This is a genomic window from Delftia sp. SD018 (genome assembly GCF_017355445.1).
Taxonomy (GTDB): Bacteria; Pseudomonadota; Gammaproteobacteria; order Burkholderiales; family Burkholderiaceae_C; genus Comamonas; species Comamonas acidovorans.
On record NZ_JADDRN010000025.1, the window covers coordinates 15,961 to 37,347 of the forward strand.

Annotated in this window: 21 protein-coding genes; 8 read left to right on the forward strand and 13 right to left on the reverse strand. The window is 65.9% G+C overall.

What is annotated here, in order from left to right:
- Positions 1–68 precede the first annotated feature (68 nt).
- From accC to INR38_RS21970, 4 genes are all read right to left on the reverse strand, one after another.
- Positions 69–1,433 carry an acetyl-CoA carboxylase biotin carboxylase subunit gene (accC, locus tag INR38_RS21955; protein WP_012203425.1) on the reverse strand — a complete coding sequence of 455 codons (1,365 nt, stop codon included), beginning with the start codon at positions 1,431–1,433 and terminating at the stop codon, positions 69–71.
- Between the two features lie 132 nt (positions 1,434–1,565).
- The gene (gene accB, locus INR38_RS21960) at positions 1,566–2,030 is read right to left on the reverse strand and encodes an acetyl-CoA carboxylase biotin carboxyl carrier protein (RefSeq protein WP_012203424.1); all 465 of its coding nucleotides are present in this window, start codon (positions 2,028–2,030) and stop codon (positions 1,566–1,568) included.
- 145 nt (positions 2,031–2,175) lie between these two features.
- Positions 2,176–2,676, reverse strand: coding sequence for a TlpA disulfide reductase family protein (locus INR38_RS21965; protein WP_034390512.1), 501 nt, complete (start codon positions 2,674–2,676; stop codon positions 2,176–2,178).
- Positions 2,677–2,722: 46 nt separating this feature from the next.
- Complete coding sequence (locus INR38_RS21970; RefSeq protein WP_207443134.1) at positions 2,723–3,331, reverse strand: hypothetical protein; 609 nt, start codon at positions 3,329–3,331, stop codon at positions 2,723–2,725.
- Positions 3,332–3,575: 244 nt separating this feature from the next.
- Between INR38_RS21970 and mpl the strand changes: the two genes are divergently transcribed.
- The gene (gene mpl / locus INR38_RS21975) at positions 3,576–5,015 is read left to right on the forward strand and encodes a UDP-N-acetylmuramate:L-alanyl-gamma-D-glutamyl-meso-diaminopimelate ligase (protein ID WP_207443133.1); all 1,440 of its coding nucleotides are present in this window, start codon (positions 3,576–3,578) and stop codon (positions 5,013–5,015) included.
- A gap of 74 nt (positions 5,016–5,089) precedes the next feature.
- Here mpl and INR38_RS21980 read toward each other — a convergent pair whose 3' ends face one another.
- Positions 5,090–5,407, reverse strand: a complete 318-nt coding sequence (locus tag INR38_RS21980) for a hypothetical protein (protein WP_012203420.1) — start codon at positions 5,405–5,407, stop codon at positions 5,090–5,092.
- Positions 5,408–5,666: 259 nt separating this feature from the next.
- On the opposite strand from INR38_RS21980, the gene INR38_RS21985 reads away from it, so the two are divergent.
- Complete coding sequence (locus INR38_RS21985) at positions 5,667–6,035, forward strand: YqcC family protein (protein WP_207443132.1); 369 nt, start codon at positions 5,667–5,669, stop codon at positions 6,033–6,035.
- Positions 6,036–6,093: 58 nt separating this feature from the next.
- On the opposite strand, the gene INR38_RS21990 is transcribed toward INR38_RS21985, so the two are convergent.
- From INR38_RS21990 to rodA, 4 genes are all read right to left on the reverse strand, one after another.
- On the reverse strand, positions 6,094–7,251 hold the full coding sequence (locus INR38_RS21990) for a 3-deoxy-7-phosphoheptulonate synthase (protein WP_012203418.1): 1,158 nt from the start codon (positions 7,249–7,251) through the stop codon (positions 6,094–6,096).
- Between the two features lie 440 nt (positions 7,252–7,691).
- A complete protein-coding gene (locus tag INR38_RS21995) occupies positions 7,692–8,312 on the reverse strand; it encodes a hypothetical protein (protein ID WP_013804100.1) in 621 nt (206 codons plus the stop codon).
- A 93-nt stretch (positions 8,313–8,405) separates the two neighbouring features.
- The gene (tldD, locus tag INR38_RS22000; protein ID WP_012203417.1) at positions 8,406–9,866 is read right to left on the reverse strand and encodes a metalloprotease TldD; all 1,461 of its coding nucleotides are present in this window, start codon (positions 9,864–9,866) and stop codon (positions 8,406–8,408) included.
- Between the two features lie 352 nt (positions 9,867–10,218).
- Positions 10,219–11,388 carry a rod shape-determining protein RodA gene (rodA, locus tag INR38_RS22005; RefSeq protein WP_013804102.1) on the reverse strand — a complete coding sequence of 390 codons (1,170 nt, stop codon included), beginning with the start codon at positions 11,386–11,388 and terminating at the stop codon, positions 10,219–10,221.
- Between the two features lie 212 nt (positions 11,389–11,600).
- On the opposite strand from rodA, the gene INR38_RS22010 reads away from it, so the two are divergent.
- The 6 genes from INR38_RS22010 to ruvC are packed head-to-tail and all read left to right on the forward strand — an operon-like array spanning position 11,601 to position 17,405.
- On the forward strand, positions 11,601–12,185 hold the full coding sequence (locus tag INR38_RS22010) for a YqiA/YcfP family alpha/beta fold hydrolase (protein ID WP_012203415.1): 585 nt from the start codon (positions 11,601–11,603) through the stop codon (positions 12,183–12,185).
- Between the two features lie 55 nt (positions 12,186–12,240).
- Positions 12,241–14,319: an RNB domain-containing ribonuclease gene (locus tag INR38_RS22015; RefSeq protein WP_207443131.1), complete on the forward strand. Its 2,079-nt coding sequence runs from the start codon at positions 12,241–12,243 to the stop codon at positions 14,317–14,319.
- A gap of 36 nt (positions 14,320–14,355) precedes the next feature.
- Positions 14,356–15,219 (forward strand): TonB family protein, encoded by an 864-nt coding sequence (locus INR38_RS22020; RefSeq protein ID WP_012203413.1) that lies wholly within the window; start codon positions 14,356–14,358, stop codon positions 15,217–15,219.
- A gap of 38 nt (positions 15,220–15,257) precedes the next feature.
- Entirely contained in the window at positions 15,258–16,115 is an 858-nt protein-coding gene (aroE, locus tag INR38_RS22025; RefSeq protein WP_063327217.1) for a shikimate dehydrogenase, read from the forward strand.
- Positions 16,116–16,122: 7 nt separating this feature from the next.
- Positions 16,123–16,839 (forward strand): monofunctional biosynthetic peptidoglycan transglycosylase, encoded by a 717-nt coding sequence (gene mtgA, locus INR38_RS22030; protein WP_012203411.1) that lies wholly within the window; start codon positions 16,123–16,125, stop codon positions 16,837–16,839.
- A gap of 17 nt (positions 16,840–16,856) precedes the next feature.
- The gene (gene ruvC / locus INR38_RS22035) at positions 16,857–17,405 is read left to right on the forward strand and encodes a crossover junction endodeoxyribonuclease RuvC (RefSeq protein WP_012203410.1); all 549 of its coding nucleotides are present in this window, start codon (positions 16,857–16,859) and stop codon (positions 17,403–17,405) included.
- Between the two features lie 163 nt (positions 17,406–17,568).
- On the opposite strand, the gene INR38_RS22040 is transcribed toward ruvC, so the two are convergent.
- From INR38_RS22040 to ftsA, 4 genes are all read right to left on the reverse strand, one after another.
- A complete protein-coding gene (locus tag INR38_RS22040) occupies positions 17,569–17,745 on the reverse strand; it encodes a hypothetical protein (protein WP_012203407.1) in 177 nt (58 codons plus the stop codon).
- A 13-nt stretch (positions 17,746–17,758) separates the two neighbouring features.
- Positions 17,759–18,682 carry a UDP-3-O-acyl-N-acetylglucosamine deacetylase gene (gene lpxC / locus INR38_RS22045; protein ID WP_012203406.1) on the reverse strand — a complete coding sequence of 308 codons (924 nt, stop codon included), beginning with the start codon at positions 18,680–18,682 and terminating at the stop codon, positions 17,759–17,761.
- Between the two features lie 93 nt (positions 18,683–18,775).
- Positions 18,776–20,014, reverse strand: coding sequence for a cell division protein FtsZ (gene ftsZ, locus INR38_RS22050; RefSeq protein WP_012203405.1), 1,239 nt, complete (start codon positions 20,012–20,014; stop codon positions 18,776–18,778).
- 119 nt (positions 20,015–20,133) lie between these two features.
- Entirely contained in the window at positions 20,134–21,363 is a 1,230-nt protein-coding gene (gene ftsA / locus INR38_RS22055; protein ID WP_012203404.1) for a cell division protein FtsA, read from the reverse strand.
- Positions 21,364–21,387: the final 24 nt, after the last annotated feature.

Here is a 21,387-nt window from a genome sequence, read left to right on the forward strand (position 1 = left end):
ATGCAATAAATGAAAATGCTGGCCGCCGTCGCCGGGGGCCAGCATGCAGGGTCAATCGGGCGACCTGCTCAACGCTTGTTGGCGTTGCGGTGCGCCAGCCACTCTTCCAGGTAATGGATGTTGGTGCCGCCTTCCATGAACTTGGCGTCCACCATCAGATCCTGATGCAGCGGGATATTGGTCTTGATGCCTTCGACCACGGTCTCCAGCAGCGCCGTGCGCATGCGCGCCAGCGCCTGCTCGCGCGTGTCGCCATGGACGATGATCTTGCCGATCATGGAGTCGTAGTTCGGCGGCACGAAGTAGTTGTTGTAGACGTGCGAGTCCACGCGCACGCCGGGGCCACCGGGGGCATGCCACATGGTGATGCGGCCCGGCGACGGCATGAAGTTGTAGGGATCCTCGGCATTCACACGGCACTCGATCGCATGGCCCTTGAGCTGGGCATTGATCTGGCGCTGGGTGAAGGGCAGCTTCTCGCCTGCGGCCACCATGATCTGGGTGCGCACGATGTCCACGCCCGTGATCAGTTCGGTCACCGGATGCTCCACCTGAACGCGGGTGTTCATCTCGATGAAGTAGAACTCGCCGTTTTCAAAGAGGAACTCGAAGGTGCCGGCGCCACGGTAGCCCAGCTTCTTGCAGGCAGCGGCGCAGCGCTCGCCGATCTTCTCGACCAGGCGGCGCGGAATGCCCGGAGCCGGCGCTTCCTCTATGACCTTCTGGTGGCGGCGCTGCATGGAGCAGTCGCGCTCGCCCAGGTAGACCGCGTTGCGGTGGTTGTCCGCCAGGATCTGGATTTCCACATGGCGCGGGTTCTGCAGGAACTTTTCCATGTAGACGGCCGGATTGCCGAAGGCCGCACCGGCCTCGGCCTTGGTCATCTGCACGGCATTGATCAGCGCCGCCTCGGTATGCACCACGCGCATGCCACGGCCACCGCCGCCGCCTGCGGCCTTGATGATCACCGGATAGCCCACGGCCTTGGCGATGCGGCGGATCTGCACGGGATCGTCAGGCAGCTCGCCATCCGAGCCGGGCACGCAGGGGACGCCCGCCTTGATCATGGCCTGCTTGGCCGAGACCTTGTCACCCATGGTGCGGATGTTCTCGGGCGTGGGGCCGATGAAGGTGAAACCGCTCTTTTCCACGCGCTCGGCAAAGTCGGCGTTCTCGCTGAGAAAGCCGTAGCCGGGGTGGATGGCCTCGGCGTCGGTCACCTCGGCGGCCGAGATGATGGCCGGCATGTTGAGGTAGCTCAGCGGCGAAGGCGCGGGGCCGATGCACACGGCCTCATCGGCCAGCTTGACGTACTTTGCGTCACGGTCGGCCTCGGAATACACCATCACCGCCTTGATGCCCAGTTCACGGCAGGCGCGCTGGATGCGCAGGGCAATCTCGCCCCGGTTGGCAACCAAAATTTTCTTAAACATGAAGGTCCTCGCGACTTGGTGCCTGCGCCGGTACGCAGGCCGAAGCCGTCAGTTGAGCCAATTGCTCTGTCGCGCCGCGGCATGCGTTCGCGCCAGGGCGTCGTGCCGCTTGCGGCATCGCTCGCCTGCAGGTTACTCGATCACGAACAGGGGCTGGCCGTACTCTACCGCCTGGCCGTTTTCGCCCAGGATGCGCGTGATCGTGCCGCTCTTGTCGGCTTCGATCTCGTTGAGAATCTTCATCGCTTCGATGATGCAGATGGTCTCGCCTTCCTTGACCTGGTTGCCCACTTCCACGAAGGGCTTGCCGCCAGGGCTGGAGGCGCGGTAGAAGGTGCCGACCATGGGCGACTTCACCACGTGGCCGGAGACGGCTGCCTCGGCCGGTGCCGCCACGGGCGCTGCGGGGGCAGCGGCGACGGGTGCCGCCATCGGCGCGGCCATGGGAGCTTGCATGGGCGCTGCCACATAGTGCTGCACCACGGCGCCTTCGCTCTTGACGATCCGGACCTTGCCCTCTGCTTCGGTGATCTCCAGTTCCGACACGTTCGATTCGGACACCAGATCAATGAGGGTCTTGAGTTTTCGCAAATCCATGGGAGCTCCAGCGGCTAACAACTAAATAGGGCGCGAATTTACTCCAATTTCGCCCTTCTGCGTGCTTTGAGGCATATTTTTCATCAACGTCGCCATGGAATTCAGGGCATTTCCTGAGCTTTCACAGCTTCGATGATGCGAAAAATCAGCCTTTTGCGCTCCAGGAAGCCAGATCTTCGGTAGTAAGCTCACCTATTTTACGTTGCTGCACCATGCCATCTTCGCCGAGCAGCACGGTGAAGGGCAGTCCGCCCTGCAGATTGCCCAGCGAGCGGGTCAGGCCCAGACCGCCTTCCACCGCCAGCGCCACAGGGAAACGCAGGGGTGTGCGCCCCAGGAAGCGCTGCACGGCCTCTGGCTTGTCCACGGCCAGGCCAATGACCTGAATACCATGCTGGTTTTGGCGCGCCGAGAAGGCATCTAGCATGGGCAGCTCGCGCACGCAGGGCGGGCACCAGGTGGCCCAGAAATTGACCAGCACCGGCTTGCCGCGCCAGCGCGACAGCGTCATGGCCGAGCCATCGGGTGTGATGAAGCGCTGTTGCCACAGCTGCTCTTCGGCACTGGCATCCATGGCGTGCGGCTGAAAACGCCACCACGCAAACCCTGCCCCACCCAGGCCCGCGGCGGCGGCAACGCCGCCCATCAGCCAATGGCGGCGGGAAGATGTGTTTTGCCTTGCATCCACTGAATCAGCCACGGCCGGCCTCCTCTTCATCCTGATCCAACAGCCTGCGCAGCGCCTCGGCGCTGCCGCGCGGGCTGCGCCCCTGGCCGTCGGGCTTGAGTGCGCCACGCAGATCATCATGGTCGTACACCAGCAGATGCACGCCCACGGACTCGTTCAAAGGGCGGCAGAAGGCGTGGATGCTCAAGGCCTCCACGGCCTGCCCCGTAAAGCCGGTGACGGTGCTGGGCTCGTACTCCACATGCTGGTTGATCAGCGCGATCTCGGCCGACTTGGGGTCGTCGCAGAACAGCTGCAGGTAAATATCGGACAGGCGGGTGGCTGTGCCGCGCCAGACGGCGCCGGCCAGATGGGGCCGGAACTCGGCCAGGCGGTCCATCCATTGCAGGGCCAGTTCGCGCAGGGCCTGCAGTTCCTGGGGCTGGGTGTCGGCGCAGAACAGGGCAATGTATTCGCGCACGGCCTCTTCCACCAGGTCGTTGCCCGGCAGCGCGGTGCGCGCGGGCAGCCCCAGCTGGCGAAGTGCGCGGTGCTTGGCAGCCCCCCATTCCAGCCCTTCCTCGACCACGAGGCGGGCCGCGGTCTGGGCAATTTCGGCAGTGGCTTGGTCCATGGCTTTCCGATCCGCTGTATCCCTACATATATATAAGAGGCCTTCCCTGTGGATGGCCCCGGGCCATTGTGACCCAAGCCGCGGCACCGCCGGCCGCAGACGGGCTTTGCACGTTCCCGCCAGCGCCTTGCACCGGCGATTTCGCAACCTTGTGTTTCCGGGACCCGGTGCCTGCTGGGCCGCAAGCTCCTGTTTTTGCAGGACAGCCCTCCCGGACATGACGGCAACCGTAGAATGCCCGGCCATGCACATACATATTCTGGGCATCTGCGGCACCTTCATGGGCGGACTGGCCGCACTGGCGCGCGAGGCAGGGCACCGCGTCACAGGCTGCGACGCCGGCGTCTATCCGCCGATGAGCGATCAGTTGCGTGCACTGGGCATCGACCTGATCGAGGGCTACGGCGCCGACCAGATGGCCCTGCAACCCGACATGTATGTCGTGGGCAACGTGGTCAGCCGCGCGCGGCTGCCCGACGGCAGCCCCAAGTTCCCGCTGATGGAAGCGATTCTTGAAAGCGGCGCCCCCTACACCAGCGGTCCGCAATGGCTTTGCGAACAGGTGCTGCACCATCCGTCCTGCCCGCGCCATGTGCTGGCCGTGGCCGGCACCCACGGCAAGACGACCACGACGTCGATGCTGGCCTGGATTCTCGAATGCGCAGGCCTGGCTCCGGGCTTTCTGGTCGGCGGCGTGCCGCTGGACTTCGGCGTTTCGGCCCGCCTGGGCGCATCCAGCCGCCCGACGCCAGGCCAGGGGCCGGCCGGCGCGGAGCCCGTCTTCGTCATCGAGGCCGATGAATACGACACGGCCTTCTTCGACAAACGCAGCAAGTTCGTGCACTACCGCCCGCGCACTGCCGTGCTCAACAACCTGGAGTTCGACCACGCCGACATCTTCGAGGACCTCGGCGCCATCGAACGCCAGTTCCACCATCTCGTGCGCACCGTTCCCGCCTCCGGGCGGCTGGTGGTCAACGGCATAGAGGAAAGCATCACCCGGGTGCTGCACCAGGGCTGCTGGAGCGAGGTCTCCAGCTTCGGTGCGGTGGTCAGCGATTTCAGTGCCCAGGGCGATCCCGGCGCCTTCGACGTGCTGCACCGTGGTCGCAAGGTCGCGCGCCTGGAATGGGCACTGACCGGGGAGCACAACCAGCTCAATGCGCTGGCCGCCATTGCAGCGGCCGAGCACGTGGGCGTGACGCCGGCGCAGGCCTGCGAAGCGCTGGCGCGCTTTCAGAACGTCAAGCGACGCATGGAGCTGCGCGGCATGGCGGGTGGCGTGTCCGTCTACGACGACTTCGCCCACCATCCCACGGCCATCCGCACCACGCTGGACGGCCTGCGCCGCAAGCTCGGCAGCCAGGCACGCATCCTGGCGGTGTTCGAGCCGCGCAGCAACACCATGAAGCTGGGCACCATGAAGTCGCAACTGCCCTGGGCCCTGGAAAGCGCCGATCTGGTGTTCTGCCACACGGCCGGCCTGGACTGGGATGCTGCCGAGGCGCTGCGCCCCCTGGGCGTGGGAGCCGGTCACAAGGCGCAGGTGGCTGCAGACATCGAGACGCTGATCGGGCAGATCCGCGCTGCCGCCCGCCCCGGTGACCACGTGGTGTGCATGAGCAATGGCGGCTTCGGCGGCATTCACCCCAAGCTGCTGGCGGCGCTGCAGGCTGCAGGCTGAACCGGGCACGACCCCCAATAAAAGAAGCCCGGGTCATGCCCAGGCTTCTTTGCTGTATCGCTATCTGTCCGTCGTCAGTAACTGATGGACATGGCCGGCACATCGACACGGATCAGCGGCTTGGACAGCACGGCCTGGGCGGCCACGGCATAGCTGTTGCGCCATTGCTCGTCGTCGAACAGCCCGGAGCGCGAACGCGCCGCACGCGCCACCACCACCAGCTTGTCGGCCAGCAGAACCTTGCCGCTGGCGCGCAGGGGTTCGCAGTCCATGGAGATGAACTGCTGGTCCAGCCAATGCCGTCCTTCATCGGAACTCATGGGGGTGAGCCCGCTGGTGTCCGTGCGGTACTCTTGTCCGGCATCCAACACCACAATCACTTCGCTGCGCATGGAACTCCTCTCTTCATTACGGGATACGGCCCTGTGCCTGCTCATGCAGACAGGGCTGTCACTCATGCCCTGAGCTTAACCGCAAGCGCCTTTTCCACACCCCGGGCAAGCTGACATGCCTCAAGTGCCAGAGACTGGCACCGGCGCTGGAGTCGGCACTGCCGCCAGCAGGTGTTTCAAGGCCTGCCAGCGCCTGCCCAAAGGTGCAAACGTACAATGGCCGACAGATTTGGCCCCGTTTTTTCATGGACCTCACCGCATGACAACCGACACCACGCACCAGAAACTGCTCGACCAGTTGCAGCAACTCGAAGACGAGTTGCGCAGCCAGAGCCTCTGGTCGGCCGTGGCGCCCAGCCCTGAGGCCATGGCATCGACCATGCCGTTCATGTACGACACGCTCAAGCTGCACGAATGGCTGCAGTGGGTTTTCCTGCCCCGGCTGCGTGCCGTGGTCGATGCCCGCGGCCAATTGCCCTGCCAAAGCCACGTGCATCCACTGGCCGAGCATGAATGGAGCCAGCCCGTGGCATTCGACAAGCGCCGGTTGCTGGTCCTGCTGCTGGGCATAGACGACACGCTGAACCAGGGCGGACTGACCCCGCCGGACGCCACGCCGCCACACTGAACAAGCAAACCGGGACATGGAAAAAACGGGGCATGCATGCCCCGTTTTCTTTTCAAGCTCAGGCGGCAACCAGGGCCGCAGCCGGCTCGGGATGCTTGACGCGGCGCTGCTGCACGGCGTCGGACAGCTCGGCCAGCGTTGCCAGGGAATCATCCCAGCCCAGGCAGGCATCGGTGATGCTCTGGCCGTAGGTCAGCGCAGCCACCTCATCCTTGCCGGGCGTGAACTTCTGGGCACCGCCCACGAGATGACCCTCGATCATCACGCCGAAGACGCTGCGCGAGCCGCCGCTGATCTGTCCGGCGATGTCGCGTGCCACATCCTTTTGGCGCTCATGCTGCTTGGAGCTGTTGGCGTGGCTGCAGTCCACCATCAGCGTGGGAGGCAGGCCGGCCTTTTCCAGATCCTCGCAGGCAGCGGCCACGTTGGCCGCGTCGTAGTTGGGGGTCTTGCCGCCGCGCAGGATGACGTGGCAATCCTGGTTGCCCGCCGTGTTCACGATGGCAACCTGGCCATTCTTGTGCACGGACAGGAAGTGGTGGCCGCGGCTAGCCGACTGGATGGCGTCGGTGGCGATGCGGATGTTGCCGTCCGTGCCGTTCTTGAAGCCGATGGGCGCCGAGATGCCCGAGGCCAGTTCACGGTGGACCTGGCTTTCCGTGGTGCGCGCGCCGATGGCGCCCCAGCTGATCAGATCGGCGATGTACTGGGGCGAGATCACGTCCAGGAACTCGCTGGCGGCCGGCACGCCCAGGCGGTTGATGTCGATCAGCAGTTGCCGCGCAATGCGCAGGCCTTCGTCGATGCGGTAGCTCTGATCCAGGTAGGGATCGTTGATCAAACCCTTCCAGCCCACGGTGGTGCGCGGCTTTTCGAAGTACACGCGCATCACGATCTCCAGCGTGTCCTTGTACTGCTCGCGTATGGGCGCCAGGCGGCGTGCGTACTCGATGGCGGCCGCCGGATCGTGGATGGAGCAGGGGCCGACGATGACCAGCAGGCGGTCATCCTCGCCAGCCATGATGTTGTGGATGGTGCGGCGGGTGTCGCCGATCAGGGTTTCGACGGCCGTACCGCGGATGGGGAAGAAGCGAATGAGGTGCTCGGGAGGGGGCAACACGGTGATGTCCTTGATACGTGCGTCGTCGGTTTGGCCAGTCTTTTGGGAACCGCCGCGATACCAGGAATCGGCGAGGGAAGCTTGATGAGCAGTCATTGCTTGCTTTCGTGAGGAAAGATGGATCGTGGAAAACGGAGCGAAGAATCGGGAGGGAAAAACAAAAAACCGCCGGGCTTTACAGCTTCGGCGGTTTTGAGGGAGGTTTGTTCGGGTGCGCGCGCTTACCTCTCTTCCGCCGGGGAGGAGAACCAAAAGTAAAAGTAGAAGGAGGCACGGGCTTGCATGGGGATCGAATGTAGCACAGTCATTTTTCGCAGTGCAACATGGACATGAAGGCGGGGAAGCTGCCGTTCACCGTGCCACAGAGAGAAAGCACAAAATCATTGACGCAATAAAACTGCTTTTTTCTCAGTTTCACGCAAAAATTCTTCAGGCATATGCAGAAAATCACGATGCCATGCAGTTTTATTGCCATCAGCCATGAAAACGTGCAAACCCCGGGAAATGATGCATCTGCGCGTCACGCAAGGGCCCGATCAACGCCGCAGCAACGCGTCACGCAGCCTGCGCAGGGCCCGGCGCACGGCGCTCAAGGGTTGCCATCGGCGCGCCTTGTAACCAGACAGGATGGAAGTCACATCGGCTTCGCCGGCCACGGCAGCGGATTCGGCAAACATGTCCGTCAGCAGGCAGGCATCGCCCAGCAGACGCCAGCCCAGGCGCTCGCAGCGGCGGAAGTGCTCGGGCTCCTGGGCATCGCCCACCAGCACGGACTGCTGCCAGGCGTGGACGGCCTCCCTGAAGCCTTTGAGCAGACGCTGGTAGGCAGGAAATTCGTAGAGAGCATGCCAGCCCGTGGCCAGCGTGGTGAGAAAGTGCTGGTGGTCCAGCACCGCCAGGTCAAGCTGCTGTATGGCGTCTTCCACCGCGGGGCGCGGGCTGCCCGCATAGCGCACGCGCACGGACTCGTCCAGCGCGACGGCCAGCAAGGCCAGTTGCTGGTGCATGGGCTGCAGGTCGCCCACGATCAGCTCATGCTGCCAGAAGCGGCTCAGCCGCGACTCGCCGGCCCAGGCACGCCATTGCTTCGGCAGGCTGCGCAGGGGATGGACGGAGGTCCGCGGGCCTGGCCGGGAGGAAAAGGAAAGCTGGGTCATGGAATCGGCGCCGGGCGGCGCCCACCGAACGCGGCGGGCCGCGTCAGGCAGGACAGGGCCCGGCCTGCCATGCAGGGCGCGGGCATGGGACCGTCAGGCCGTGCCGCCCACCGTCAGGCCGTCGATGCGCAGCGTGGGCTGGCCCACGCCCACGGGCACGCTCTGGCCTTCCTTGCCACAGGTGCCCACGCCGCTGTCCAGGCGCATGTCGTTGCCGATCATGGTGATGTGCTTGAGCGATTCCGGGCCGCTGCCCACGATGGTCGCGCCCTTGACGGGGTACTGGATCTTGCCGTTCTCGACCCAATAGGCCTCGCTGGCGGAGAACACGAACTTGCCGCTGGTGATATCGACCTGGCCGCCGCCGAAGTTGGTGGCGTACAGGCCCTTCTTGATCGAGGCCACGATTTCCTGCGGCTCCCGGTCGCCACCGAGCATGTAGGTGTTGGTCATGCGCGGCATGGGAATGTGGGCATAGCTTTCGCGGCGGCCGTTGCCCGTGGGCTTGACGCCCATCAGGCGGGCATTCATCGCGTCCTGGATGTAGCCCTTGAGGATGCCGTCCTCGATCAGCACATTGCTCTGGCTGGTGCAGCCTTCGTCATCGACGTTGAGCGAGCCGCGGCGATCGGCCAGCGTGCCGTCATCCAGCACGGTGACGCCCTTGGCAGCCACGCGCTGGCCGATGCGGCCGCTAAAGGCGCTGGCGCCCTTGCGGTTGAAGTCGCCTTCCAGACCGTGGCCCACGGCTTCGTGCAGCAGCACGCCGGGCCAGCCGGGGCCAAGCACCACGGTCATCTCGCCAGCCGGCGCGGGACGGGATTCCAGGTTGGTGAGGGCCGCGCTCACGGCCTCGTCCACGTACTGGGTGATCTGCTCGTCGCTGAAATAGGCCAGGCCGAAACGGCCACCGCCGCCGGCAGAGCCCACCTCACGCCGGCCCTTTTGCTCGGCGATCACGGTAACCGACAGGCGCACCAGCGGCCGCACGTCGGCCGCCAGCGTGCCATCGGCACGGGCCACCAGCACCACGTCGTACTCGCTGGCCAGGCCGGCCATGACCTGGACAACGCGCGGGTCCTTGGCGCGGGCCAGTTTCTCGACCTTGCCCAGCAGCTCGACCTTGGCCGTGCTGTCCAGCGTGGCGATGGGGTCCAGACCGGGATACAGCGAGCGGCTTTGCGCAATCTTGGGAGCATTGGCGCGCACGCGCTTGCTCTGGGCCGCGCCCGAGATGGAGCGCACGGTGCGCGCGGCATCCAGCAGCGAGGCTTCGGAAATATCGTCGGAATAGGCAAATGCCGTCTTCTCGCCACTGACCGCACGCACGCCCACGCCCTGGTCGATGCTGAAGCTGCCGGTCTTGACGATGCCCTCTTCCAGGCTCCAGCCTTCGGCGCGGGTGTACTGGAAGTAGAGGTCGGCGTCGTCGACCTGGTGGCTGCGGATCTCGGCCAGTGCGCGCGCGAGATGGGTTTCATCGAGCCCGAAGGGCTCAAGCAGCAACTGGCGCGCTGTGGCCAGGCGTTCAATGGTGGGTTCGCGGGAGATCATTCACGCATTGTAGAGAGCCGGCCATGCCCTCGCCGTGCAACGGCTGCGGCCAGCGGCTTGCCAACCCACAAAAAAGAACGGAATGCCGCTCCACCAGGCTGAGCGGCATTCCGTAGGCATGCATCCGCGTGGATGGCGAACATGCTGGCCCATGTCCGCACTTGCTTTGTAGCCTGCCCTGGCGGCGCTGGCAAGTGAGCAGACTCCCGCAGAAACTATCAAAAAAGGAGCAACCAGCGCTTTTGGCGTCTCATTTTCCAAGCCAAATCGCAGGAAGGAATGCGATGCCCGATACCGCAGGCATCCAGACTCTTTGACATTTGCAGGAGTCTTTGGCACCGCAAAGTGCGATTCAGAGCGGCCCGCCGCCCTCGCCCGGCAGCTGCCGCTGCGAGCGCGCCACCGACATCAACACGCCCAGCGCCAGCCCCAGCGTGACCATGGCCGTGCCGCCATAGCTGATGAAGGGCAGCGGCACGCCGACCACGGGCAGGATGCCGCTGACCATGCCCATGTTCACGAAGGCATAGGTGAAGAAGATCATGGCCACGGCTGCCGCCATGAGTCGCGCGAACAGCGAGTTGGCCTGGATGGCGATGGCCAGCCCGCGCCAGACCAGCAGCAGGAAGGAGACGATGATGAACAGGTTGCCGACCAATCCGAACTCCTCGGAATAGGCCGCGAAGATGAAGTCGGTCGTGCGCTCGGGAATGAACTCCAGGTGGGTCTGGGTGCCCGCCATGAAGCCCTTGCCCCAGACACCGCCCGAACCGATGGCGATCATCCCCTGGATGATGTGGAATCCCTTGCCCAGCGGGTCGCGCGTGGGGTCCAGCAGGGTGCAGACACGGGTTTGCTGGTATTCATGCAGCACGGGCCAGCGCACGCCGTCGGCGCATAGCTGGGGCTCGTACAGCACGATAAGCGTGATGCCGATGGCGCCGGCCAGCACGGGCGGCACGATGAGTTTCCAGGGCAGGCCCGCGAAAAAGATCACGGACAGGCCTGCGGCCATCACCAGCAGCGAGGTGCCCAGGTCGGGCTGCTTCATGATCAGCCCCACGGGCACCAGGAGCAGGACCATGGCGATCACGAAGTCCGTGCCGCGCAGCTGGCCCTCGCGGCGCTGGAACCACCAGGCCAGCATCAGCGGCGTGGCGATCTTCAGCAGTTCGCTGGGCTGGATCACCACACCCACGTTGACCCAGCGCTGCGCCCCCTTCTTGGTGATGCCGAACAGCGCCACCGCCACCAGCAACGCCACGCCCAGCATGTACAGCGGCACGGCCACCTTCATGAGCTGCTGCGGGGGAATCTGGGCCACGACAAAGAGGATGGCCGCCGCGATCAGCATGTTGCGCCCATGGTCGGTGAAGCGCGTGCCGTGGTCGAAGCCCGAGGAGTACATGGCGATCAGCCCCGCCGACGCCAGCATGCCCACGAACAGCAGCAACCAGAAGTCAAAGCCCCGCAGCAGCGGGGCAACACGTTGCCAGAGGGAGGGCTTGTCGAATTCGGTCACGGGGATGGTGGGTCGCGGGCACGGGCCGCCATTATCCCGTGACGCATGCGGCCCAGCCCGGCGCAGGGTTGCCCACGGAGGCGGTTGTCATCCAGCTGTCGGCCCGGGCCTTCCCTGCTGGGCGCCGCCTGCCGCAGCGGCCACAATGGGCCATGAGCCGTCCGGGCCGCATCCCGCACCCGGCCCCAGCAACGCAAAGGAGAGCGCCCGCCATGACCACCACCCATTTGCTGTACCTGCACGGCTTTCGCTCCTCTCCCCAATCCAACAAGGCCCGTCGCCTTGCCGAGCATGTGGCCACGCGCCATCCCCATGTGCGCTGGTGGAGCCCGCAGCTGCCCCCTTCCCCGCGCGAAGCGGCTGCCCTGATTGCCGATGGCATCGGCAGCTGGCCGCGCGAGACCATGGCCGTGATCGGCTCCTCGCTGGGCGGCTACTACGCCAGCTGGGTGGCCCAGCTGGCGCGCTGCCGCAGCGTGATGATCAACCCGGCCGTCAACCCGGCGCGCGATCTTGAAAAGTACATTGGCGAGCAGACTTCCTGGCACAACCCGGAGGAACGTTTCTTCTTCCGCCGTGAATACATCGAGGAGCTTCGCGCGCTGGACACGCGCCATATGACACCGGCCGCCCCAGAAATGCTGCTGGCGGCCGAGGGCGATGAGGTGCTGGACTGGCGCGAGATGAGCGCACGTTATCCGCATGCGCTGCAGATCATCCAGGAGGGCGGCGATCACGCGCTGAGCAACTTCGAGGAGTACTTGCCTCAGCTGGACGAGTTCCTGAATCTGGCCTGATGCCGCGCAAGACTGCGCGGCAGCTGCCAGCCGCAGCATGGGAGAATGTCGGGCTATGCACGCATTGTTTGAAGAATCCGGCAAGTTCCTGGCCGGCCGCATCCTCTCCGAAGCCGACACCTCCGCCCAGGTGGAGCTGGACTCGGGCAAACGGGTCAAGGTCAAGTCGGCCAACATCCTGCTCAAGTTCGACAAGCCGGCGCCTGCCGAACTGATCGCCCAGGCGCAAGCGCAGGCCGCCCAGATCGATCTGGACCTGGCCTGGGAATTCGCCCCCGAGGAGGAATTCGGCTTCGCCGACCTTGCACGCGACTATTTCTCGGACAAGGCCACGCTGGCCGAGCAGGCCGGCGCGCTGTTCCGCCTCTACGACGCACCGCACTACTTCCGCCGCTCCGGCAAGGGCCGCTTCAAGAAGGCGCCGGCCGAGATCCTGCAGCAGGCGCTGGCCGGCATAGAAAAGAAAAAGCAGATCCAGGCCCAGATCACGGCCTGGGCCGAACAGCTGGGCGCTGGCGAATGCCCCGGCCCCATCCGCGAGCAGCTCTACAAGATCCTGTTCCGCCCCGACAAGAACGCCGCCGAATACAAGGCCGTGGTCGAGGCCAGCCGCGCCACGCGCCGGGCACCGCTGGACCTGCTGCACAGGGCCGGCGCCATTGAATCGGCCTACGAGTTCCACTGGAAGCGCTTCCTGTTCGACCACTTCCCCAAGGGCACGCAGTTCCCGGCCCTGCAGGCACCCCAGCCACCGGCCGACCTGCCGCTGGCCGAGGTCCAGGCGTTTTCCATCGATGACTCGGCCACCACCGAAATCGACGATGCGCTGTCGGTGCGCGGCCTGGGCACGGGCACGGTCACCGTGGGTATCCACATTGCCGCGCCCGGTCTGGCCATCGTGCCGGGCACGCCGCTGGACCAGCTCGGCCGCTCGCGCCTGTCCACCGTCTACATGCCCGGCTACAAGATCACCATGCTGCCCGACGAGGTGGTGCAGATCTACACGCTGGACGAAGGCCGCGCCAACCCCGCCGTGTCGCTGTACGTCACCGTGGACGAGGCCACGCTGGAGACCACGGCCAGCGAGACGCGCCTGGAGCGCGTGCCCGTGCAGGTCAACTTCCGCCATGACAAGCTGGACCACATCGTCACCGAGCAGTGGCTGGCTGACCCCTCCTTCGAGGTCGAGGGCACGCCCGAAGTGCTGCAAGGCAAGCGCGCCGAACTGACGTTCCTGCAGCGCTGGGCCAAGCACCTGAAGGCAGGGCGCGAACTGGTGCGCGGCAAGCCCGAGAACTTCAACCGCCCCGACTACAACTTCCGCCTCGTGGGCAACGGCGGCACCGAGCCCCGCGGCAACGAGCAGGTGGAGATCAGCGTGCGCAAGCGCGGCGCGCCACTGGACCTGATCGTGGCCGAGGCCGCCATCGTGGCCAACAGCACCTGGGGCGGCTGGATGGCTGAGCTCGGCGTGCCCGGTATCTACCGCAGCCAGGCCAGCCTGGCGCCCGGCATCAAGGTGCGCATGTCCACCAAGGCGCAGCCCCATGCAGGCATCGGCGTCAAGAGCTATGCCTGGGCCACCTCGCCGCTGCGCCGCTACGTGGACCTGGTCAACCAGTGGCAGATCATTGCCTGCGCGCGCCACGGCAAGACCGCCGCCCTGGCCGCGCCGTTCAAGCCCAAGGATGCCGAGCTGTTCGGCATCATCAGCAGCTTCGACGGTGCCTACAGCGCCTACAACGGCTACCAGGCCGGCATGGAACGGTTCTGGACGCTCAAGTACCTGCAGCAGCACGCCATCACCGAGCTGACGGCCACCGTCATCAAGGAAGGCATGGGCGGCGGCCTGCTGGTGCGCGCCGATGACCTGCCCCTGGTCTTCCCCGTGCTGGGCGTCACCGGCCTGCCGCGCGGCGCCCATGTGCGCGTGCGCCTGGGCGAGATCGACGAGATTGCGCTCGATGTCTCGGGCACGCTGATCGAGCGCCTGGATGGCGATGCGGCGGCCGCTGCCGATGGCGCCGAAGACAGCGCCGAGGATGACGAGGAAGCCGTGGCCGGCCCCATCGCCATCGCCGTGGACATGAACGAGACCGATGGCACACCGGCGGCCGACCCCGCCCAGCCCTGACCTGCCTCACATCCGAGCAACTGCCCCAGATCTGACGTGAAACTGCCTACCGCCCTCCGTTCCCTGAGCACGCTGCAGTTGGCACTGGGCGTTTCCATCGCCCTGCATGCCGGGTTGTTCTCGTTCCGGTTCATCGACCCGGAGCGCTTCGACCGCGTGTTCCAGGACACGCCGCTGGAAGTCATCCTGGTCAATGCCCGCGCCAACGAGCAGCCCGACAAGGCGCAGGCCATCGCGCAGACCTCGCTGGCCGGCGGCGGCGAGGCCGACAAGGGCCGGGCCTCCAGCCCCATGCCCTACTCGGCACTCACGGCCGTGGGCGACGACTTCGAGGAACGCCAGCGCCAGATCGACTCCATGCAGGAGCAGCAGACCGTCTTGCTGACGCAGTTGCGCAAGCAGGTCGCGGCCCTGCCGCCGCTGGACCCGCGCGAGGCGGCCAAGCAGACCAAGGAGCAGCAGGCCCAGCAGGAAAAGCGCCAGCAGTTGGTCAAGCTGCTGGCCGAGATCGAAAAGCGCATCAACGAGGAAAACGCCCGCCCCAAGAAGCGCTATATCAGCCCGTCCACGCGCGAGGCCGTCTACGCCATCTACTACGACGGCCTGCGCCGCAAGGTCGAGGACAAGGGCACGGAGAACTTCCCCGAGCAGGCCGGCAAGAAGCTCTACGGCGAGCTGGTCATGATCCTCACCGTCAACCACGACGGCCGCGTGCTGTCCACCGAGATCGTGCAGGGCTCGGGCAACCGCCTGCTGGACACCCGGGCCGAGGCCATTGCGCGTGCGGCCGGCCCCTTCGGCCATTTCGGCCCCGCCATGCGCGCCAAGGCCGACCAGATCGCCGTGGTCTCGCGCTTCAAGTTCACCCGCGAGCAGACGCTGCAGACGACCGTGCAGTAGCGCCCTCTTCTTGTCTTCGCGCACTCTCCTTTTCCGACATGACTTCCGCCGCCACCTCCTCCGACCGCTACTGCGTCATGGGCAACCCCGTCGCGCACAGCCGTTCGCCCTGGATCCATGCCCGCTTTGCCGAACTGTGCGGGCAGGACCTGCACTACGAGCGCCAGCATGTGGAGCTGCAAGGCTTTGCCGAGGCCGTGCGCGGCTTCGTCGCGGCAGGCGGACGCGGCTGCAATGTCACCGTGCCCTTCAAGCTGGAGGCCGCACAGCTGGCCACCACCTCCAGCGAGCGCGTGCAACTGGCCGGCGCCGCCAACACCCTGGTGCTGGCGGCGGACGGCATCCATGCCGACAACACCGACGGCCTGGGCCTGGTGGCCGACATCGTGCGCAATGCGGGCGTGCCGCTGGCCGGGCGCGACCTGCTGCTGCTGGGCGCGGGAGGCGCCGCAGCCGGCGCACTGGGCTCGCTGCTTGCCGAGCGCCCGCGCCGCATTGCCGTGGTCAACCGCACCTTCGAGCGCGCCCAGGCCCTGGTGCAGCGCCATGCCGCCATCGCCGCGCACCATGGCGTGGAACTGGTGGCGCTGGAGCAGCAGGCCGTGGATGAGGATTTCGACGTGGTCATCAACGCCACCGCCAGCAGCCTGGCCGGTGCCGAGGTGCCCGTGCCGGCCCGCGTGCTGCGGCCTGGCAGCCTGGCCTACGACATGATGTACGGCGCCGCAGCCCAGGGCTTCCTGCAATGGGCCGAGCAGCATGGCGCCCAGGCCCGCGACGGGCTGGGCATGCTGGTGGAGCAGGCGGCCGAATCGTTCGCGCTGTGGCGCGGCGTGCGCCCCCCGTCGGCCCAGGTGCTGAACGAGCTGCGCGCCCATATTGCTCAAGGCGGCTGAGCGCTTTATGAAATCCCTGGCACGCGCCCTGCTGCTGGTGCTGTGCGCCGGCCTGCTGCTGCAGCTGTTCTTTGTGCTGCGCATTGCGCTGATGGTGGTGGTCGATCCCGAATCCACGGCCTTTCAGCGCTCCGAGGCCTGGCAGATGCTGCGCAGCTCCGAAGGCCTGCACTGGAGCCAGCAATGGCTGCCCTACGACCGCATCGCGCCCACGCTCAAGCGCGCCGTCATCGCCTCCGAAGATGACAGCTTCACCGAACACCACGGGGTGCAATGGGAGGCCATCGAGAAGGCCTGGCAGCGCAACCAGCGCGCCGAAGCCCGTGCCCAGAAGGCAGACAACGGCAAGGCGCCCAAGATCTACGGTGGCTCCACCATCACCCAGCAGTTGGCCAAGAACCTGCTGCTGTCGGGCGAACGCAGCCTGCTGCGCAAGGGCCAGGAACTGGTGCTGACCCAGCTGCTGGAACTGATGCTGAGCAAGCAGCGCATCCTGGAGATCTACCTCAACAGCGTGGAATGGGGCCAGGGAGTGTTTGGCGCGGAGGCTGCAGCCCGCCACTACTTCCGCAAGAGCGCCTCACAACTCAGCGCGGCCGAGGCCGCACGCCTGGCCGTGATGCTGCCCCAGCCCAAGCGCTTCGAGAAGCTGCCCAACTCCGGCTATCTGCTGCAGCGCACGCGCACGGTCATGCAAAGAATGCCCAGCGCCGTCATCCCCTGAACGGCTACAGTCACGCCATGCGCATTCTTGGAATAGACCCCGGGCTGCAGACCACGGGATTCGGCGTGATCGACGTCGACGGCCACCGCCTGGCCTATGTGGCCAGCGGCACCATCCGCACCACCGGCATCGCGCTCGGCGACCTGCCGGGCCGGCTCAAGCTGCTGTTCGACGGCATCTCGGAAGTCGCCAGCCGCTACCAGCCCGACACCTCGGCCGTGGAAATCGTCTTCGTCAACGTCAACCCCCAGTCCACGCTGCTGCTGGGCCAGGCGCGCGGCGCCGCGCTCACGGCCCTGGTCAATGCGGGCCTGCCGGTCGCCGAATACACGGCACTGCAGATGAAAAAGGCCATGACCGGCCACGGCCGCGCGGCCAAGAGCCAGATCCAGGAAATGGTGCGCCGCCTGCTGCAACTGCCCGGCCTGCCCGGCACCGACGCAGCCGACGCCCTGGGCCTGGCCATCACCCACGCCCATGCGGGCGCCGCCATGTCGAAGATGGCCGAGGTCACGCAGCTGCAGCGCCGCCAGCATGCCGTCTACAAGGGCGGCAGGGTGTATTGACTCCCCCTGAGGCGCTGCGCGCCTTCCCCCTGAGGGGGACGACAGCCTAGCTGCGGGGCGGCCCTTGCTTGCTGTCTCTCGCCTGAGCGCGCCCCCCGCAAGCGCCATGGTCTCGATCTCGCTACCGCAACTGCGTTGAATGGGATGCGAGTCAGAGCCGCCCTCAGACAATGCGGCCGAAGAACAGCACGGCGAAGAAGGTCACGCCGGCAATCACGGTCCACTTGAGGATGATGAAGCCCCAGCGCTTGTAGTGCGGCCGGCCCGTGCCCAGGTAGAACGCGAAGGAGACGGCCGAGGCCAGCAGCAGCAGGGTGGCCAGCCAGCGGAAGATCAGCATGGCGGCGCTCGCCTCACCAGGCCCGCGCGGGCTGGGCGAAGCCCTTGGGTGCCTGGCGCTCGCTGTCGAAGCTGACCAGTTCCCAGGCGTCGGGCTGGGCCAGCAGGGCACGCAGCAACTGGTTGTTCATGCCGTGGCCCGAGCGGAAGGCGCTGTAGGCGGCCAGCAGCGGCCTGCCGATCAGGTACAGGTCGCCGATGGCGTCGAGGATCTTGTGCTTGGCGAACTCGTCGTCGTAGCGCAGGCCGTCGCTGTTGAGCACCTTGTAGTCGTCCATGACGATGGCGTTGTCCATGCCGCCGCCCAGCGCCAGGCCATGGCTGCGCAGCATTTCCACGTCCTTGGTGAAGCCGAAGGTGCGCGCGCGTGCGATATCGCGCGTGTAGTTGTCCTCGCCCATGTCGAACTCCACGCACTGGCCCGTGGAGTCCACGGCCGGATGGGCGAAGTCGATCTCGAAGCGCAGCTTGAAGCCGTGGTAAGGGTCAAAGCGCGCCCACTTGAGGTTCTGGCCCTCGCCCTCACGCACCTCGACGGGGCGGATGACGCGGATGAAGCGCTTGGGAGCCTTCTGCAGCTCGATGCCCGCGCTTTGCAGCAGGAACACGAAGGAGGCGGAGGAGCCGTCGAGGATGGGCACTTCCTCGGCGGTGATGTCTATATAGATGTTGTCGAGTCCGAGACCGGCAATGGCCGACATCAGGTGCTCCACGGTATGCACCTTGGCGCCGCCGGTGCCGATGGTGGAGGCCATGCGCGTGTCGGTGACGGCTTCGGCCGAGATCGGGATGTCCACAGGCTCCGGCAGGTCCACGCGACGGAACACGATGCCGGTGTCGGGCTGCGCGGGTCGCAGCGTCAATTCGACGCGCTGGCCGCTGTGCAGGCCCACGCCAACGGCACGGGTGATCGTCTTGATGGTGCGTTGTTGGAGCATCCGGCTATTTTAGAACGCGGCAGCCGTGCGCAGGGCATGGCCCTGGCACGGCTTTCGCTATCACGGCTATGCAGCGACCGTATGGGCCGCTGCTCAGTCAGCCTGCTTGCGCAGGAAGGCCGGGATTTCCAGATCGTCCATGCCGCCGGAGGCCAGTGCATCGACGCGGGCAGCGGCCTGCGTGCGGTTGGTACGCCAGACGCTGGGGACCGACATGTTGTTGGCATAGTCGGCACCACCAGCGGCACCGCCGACCAGGCCGCCGGCTGCCGTGGCGGCACCCATGGAGGCCGAGGGCAGCTGGTAGCTCATGTTGTCTGTACCGGTGCGCAGACCGCCCTGCACCACCTGCATGTTCTGGCGGCGTGCGCTGGGGCGCGACAGGCCGGTGGCCACCACGGTGACGCGGATCTCGTCGCCCAGGGTGTCGTCGTAGGCGGCGCCGTAGATCACGTGCGCATCGGGCGAGGCGTAGGCATTGATGGTGCTCATGGCCAGGCGCGACTCGGACAGCTTGAGGCTGCCCTTGGCGGCCGTGACCAGCACCAGCACGCCCTTGGCGCCCGACAGGTCGATGCCCTCCAGCAGCGGGCAGGCCACGGCCTGCTCGGCGGCGATGCGCGCGCGGTCGGGGCCGGCGGCCTTGGCCGTGCCCATCATGGCCTTGCCGGGCTCGCCCATGACGGTGCGCACGTCTTCGAAGTCGACGTTCACATGGCCGTACTCGTTGATGATTTCGGCAATGCCGCCCACGGCGTTCTTGAGAACGTCGTTGGCATGGGCGAAGGCCTCGTCCTGCGAGATGTCGTCACCCAGCACGTCCAGCAGCTTCTCGTTGAGCACGACGATCAGCGAATCGACATTGGCTTCGAGCTCGTTGAGGCCGCTGTCGGCATTGGCCATGCGTCGGCCGCCTTCCCACTCGAAGGGCTTGGTGACCACGCCCACGGTGAGAATGCCCATTTCCTTGGCCACGCGCGCGATCACGGGCGCAGCGCCCGTGCCCGTGCCGCCGCCCATGCCGGCCGTGATGAACAGCATGTGCGCGCCTTCGATGGCGGTGCGAATGTCGTCCTCGGCCATTTCGGCAGCCTCGCGGCCCTTGTCGGGCTTGCTGCCCGCGCCCAGGCCGCTGCCACCGAGCTGGATGGTGCGGTGGGCGCTGCTGCGCAGCAGCGCCTGCGCGTCGGTGTTGGCGCAGACGAATTCCACACCCTGCACGTTGCGCGCAATCATGTGCTCGACGGCATTGCCGCCGCCGCCGCCAACGCCGATCACCTTGATCTGCGTACCCTGGTTGAATTCTTCAACTTCAATCATGTCGATGGGCATGTTGGTTCTCCTGTAGCTCTCTGTAAGTGGTCACCACCGTTTGGGGAAAATTCTGTCTTCTGTCCGGTATTCGGAAGCCGGTGGGCGGGCCGGTAATGCGCAGTCGATGAAAGCACATATCAAAAGTTCCCCACGATGAAGTCTTTGAAACGGCCAAAAGCGGTCTTCATCGACCCACTCTTTTGTGCCACCTTGAAACCGCGCAGGCGAGCCAGGCGGGCCTCTTCGAGCAATCCCATCACGGTGGCGGCGCGGGGTTGGGCCACCATGTCTGCCAGAGCGCTCGAATACTTGGGGATGCCGCGGCGCACGGGCTTGAGGAAGATGTCCTCGCCCAGTTCCACCATGCCCGGCATGACGGCGCTGCCGCCGGTCAGCACGATGCCCGAGGACAGAACTTCCTCGTAGCCGGAATCGCGCACCACCTGCTGCACCAAAGAAAAGATCTCTTCCACGCGCGGCTCGATCACGCCGGCCAGCGCCTGCTTGCTGATCATGCGCGGGCTGCGGTCACCCAGGCCCGGCACTTCGACCTGGGCATCGGGGTCGGCCAGCAGTTGCTTGGCATAGCCGCTTTCGACCTTGATGTCCTCGGCGTCCTTGGTCGGCGTGCGCAGCGCCATGGCGATGTCGCTGGTGATCAGGTCGCCCGCGATCGGGATGACGGCCGTGTGCCGGATGGCGCCGCCCGTGAAGATGGCCACGTCAGTGGCGCCCGCGCCGATATCGACCACGGCCACGCCCAGCTCGCGCTCGTCATCGGTGAGCACGGCCTGGCTCGATGCCAGCGGGTTGAGCAGCAGCTGCTCGACCTCCAGGCCGCAGCGGCGCACGCACTTTATGATGTTCTCGGCCGCGCTCTGCGCGCCCGTGACGATGTGGATCTTGGCCTCCAGGCGGATGCCGCTCATGCCGATGGGCTCGCGCACTTCCTGGCCGTCGATCACGAATTCCTGCGGCTCGACCAGCAGCAGCCGCTGGTCCGAGGAGATGTTGATGGCCTTGGCCGTCTCCATCACCCGCGCCACGTCGGTGGCCGTGACTTCCTTGTCCTTGATGGCCACCATGCCGCTGGAGTTCAGGCCGCGGATGTGGCTGCCGGTGATGCCGGTGCACACGCGCTGGATCTTGCAGTCGGCCATCAGCTCGGCCTCTTTCAAGGCCTGCTGGATGCTCTGCACGGTGGCGTCGATGTTCACCACCACGCCCCGCTTGAGTCCGTTGCTCGGGGCCACGCCGAGGCCGGCGAGCTTGAGTTCGCCGTTGTACAGGACCTCGGCGACCACGACCATGACCTTGGCCGTGCCGATGTCCAGTCCGACGATCACATCTTTGTATTCTCTTGCCATATCAGCATCCGCCCCCGGTTGGTT

What these genes read in the sequence shown, in the direction of transcription:
- INR38_RS22015 (WP_207443131.1), top strand. Translation starts at nt 12,241, where the DNA reads ATGCACGCATTGTTTGAAGAATCCGGCAAGTTCCTGGCCGGCCGCATC.
- INR38_RS22040 (WP_012203407.1), bottom strand. Translation starts at nt 17,745, where the DNA reads ATGCTGATCTTCCGCTGGCTGGCCACCCTGCTGCTGCTGGCCTCGGCC.
- ruvC (WP_012203410.1), top strand. Translation starts at nt 16,857, where the DNA reads ATGCGCATTCTTGGAATAGACCCCGGGCTGCAGACCACGGGATTCGGC.
- ftsA (WP_012203404.1), bottom strand. Translation starts at nt 21,363, where the DNA reads ATGGCAAGAGAATACAAAGATGTGATCGTCGGACTGGACATCGGCACG.
- mpl (WP_207443133.1), top strand. Translation starts at nt 3,576, where the DNA reads ATGCACATACATATTCTGGGCATCTGCGGCACCTTCATGGGCGGACTG.
- INR38_RS21970 (WP_207443134.1), bottom strand. Translation starts at nt 3,331, where the DNA reads ATGGACCAAGCCACTGCCGAAATTGCCCAGACCGCGGCCCGCCTCGTG.
- INR38_RS21995 (WP_013804100.1), bottom strand. Translation starts at nt 8,312, where the DNA reads ATGACCCAGCTTTCCTTTTCCTCCCGGCCAGGCCCGCGGACCTCCGTC.
- accC (WP_012203425.1), bottom strand. Translation starts at nt 1,433, where the DNA reads ATGTTTAAGAAAATTTTGGTTGCCAACCGGGGCGAGATTGCCCTGCGC.
- lpxC (WP_012203406.1), bottom strand. Translation starts at nt 18,682, where the DNA reads ATGCTCCAACAACGCACCATCAAGACGATCACCCGTGCCGTTGGCGTG.
- accB (WP_012203424.1), bottom strand. Translation starts at nt 2,030, where the DNA reads ATGGATTTGCGAAAACTCAAGACCCTCATTGATCTGGTGTCCGAATCG.
- INR38_RS21965 (WP_034390512.1), bottom strand. Translation starts at nt 2,676, where the DNA reads ATGGGCGGCGTTGCCGCCGCCGCGGGCCTGGGTGGGGCAGGGTTTGCG.
- ftsZ (WP_012203405.1), bottom strand. Translation starts at nt 20,014, where the DNA reads ATGCCCATCGACATGATTGAAGTTGAAGAATTCAACCAGGGTACGCAG.
- tldD (WP_012203417.1), bottom strand. Translation starts at nt 9,866, where the DNA reads ATGATCTCCCGCGAACCCACCATTGAACGCCTGGCCACAGCGCGCCAG.
- INR38_RS21985 (WP_207443132.1), top strand. Translation starts at nt 5,667, where the DNA reads ATGACAACCGACACCACGCACCAGAAACTGCTCGACCAGTTGCAGCAA.
- INR38_RS21990 (WP_012203418.1), bottom strand. Translation starts at nt 7,251, where the DNA reads ATGACTGCTCATCAAGCTTCCCTCGCCGATTCCTGGTATCGCGGCGGT.
- INR38_RS21980 (WP_012203420.1), bottom strand. Translation starts at nt 5,407, where the DNA reads ATGCGCAGCGAAGTGATTGTGGTGTTGGATGCCGGACAAGAGTACCGC.
- aroE (WP_063327217.1), top strand. Translation starts at nt 15,258, where the DNA reads ATGACTTCCGCCGCCACCTCCTCCGACCGCTACTGCGTCATGGGCAAC.
- INR38_RS22010 (WP_012203415.1), top strand. Translation starts at nt 11,601, where the DNA reads ATGACCACCACCCATTTGCTGTACCTGCACGGCTTTCGCTCCTCTCCC.
- mtgA (WP_012203411.1), top strand. Translation starts at nt 16,123, where the DNA reads ATGAAATCCCTGGCACGCGCCCTGCTGCTGGTGCTGTGCGCCGGCCTG.